Origin of the sequence: Enterobacter sichuanensis, assembly GCF_002939185.1 — a bacterium.
In the GTDB taxonomy this organism is placed as follows: domain Bacteria; phylum Pseudomonadota; class Gammaproteobacteria; order Enterobacterales; family Enterobacteriaceae; genus Enterobacter; species Enterobacter sichuanensis.
In genome coordinates, this window is sequence record NZ_POVL01000151.1 from 1 (window position 1) to 1,085 (window position 1,085).

The 1,085-nt window shown below is 53.7% G+C and carries 1 protein-coding gene; it reads left to right on the top strand.

What is annotated here, in order from left to right; genetic code table 11:
• The coding region (locus C5687_RS24235) for an IS5 family transposase (protein WP_238380522.1) at positions 1-955 on the top strand (955 nt) is incomplete at its 5' end.
• Positions 956-1,085: the final 130 nt, after the last annotated feature.

A 1,085-nucleotide genomic window follows, 5' to 3' on the forward strand; every position in this document is an offset into this window, starting at 1 on the left:
CACGCATCCTCCCGACAACACAGACCATTCCGTGGCAAAGCAAAAGTTCAGAATCACCAACTGGTCCACCTACAACAAAGCTCTCATCAACCGTGGCTCCCTCACTTTCTGGCTGGATGATGAGGCGATTCAGGCCTGGTATGAGTCGGCAACGCCTTCATCACGAGGAAGGCCCCAGCGCTATTCTGATCTCGCCATCACCACCGTTCTGGTGATTAAACGCGTATTCCGGCTGACCCTGCGGGCTGCGCAGGGTTTTATTGATTCCATTTTTGCCCTGATGAACGTTCCGTTGCGCTGCCCGGATTACACCAGTGTCAGTAAGCGGGCAAAGTCGGTTAATGTCAGTTTCAAAACGTCCACCCGGGGTGAAATCGCACACCTGGTGATTGATTCCACCGGGCTGAAGGTCTTTGGTGAAGGCGAATGGAAAGTCAGAAAGCATGGCCAGGAACGCCGTCGTATCTGGCGAAAGTTGCATCTTGCTGTTGACAGCAACACACATGAAGTTGTCTGTGCAGACCTGTCGCTGAATAACGTCACGGACTCAGAAGCCTTCCCGGGCCTTATCCGGCAGACTCACAGAAAAATCAGGGCAGCCGCGGCAGACGGGGCTTACGATACCCGGCTCTGTCACGATGAACTGCGCCGCAAAAAAATCAGCGCGCTTATTCCTCCCCGAAAAGGAGCAGGTTACTGGCCCGGTGAGTACGCAGACCGCAACCGTGCCGTTGCTAATCAGCGGCTGAGCGGAAGCAATGCACGGTGGAAATGGACAACGGAATATAACCGTCGCTCGATAGCGGAAACGGCAATGTACAGAATGAAGCAGTTGTTGGGAGATTCACTGACGCTGCGTGACTACGATGGTCAGGTAGCGGAAGCTATGGCCATGGTGCGTGCGTTGAACAGGATGACAAAGGCCGGGATGCCAGAAAGCGTGCGTATTGCCTGAAAATCCAGCCAGCTACAGGGTCGTTCGCACGAAATCTTATTTATTCAACAAAGCCGGTGATTTGTCACACTGAAAGGGCGGTTTGTCACAGATCCCTCTCTGGAACCCACATGGATAAAGGCCTGTGGGG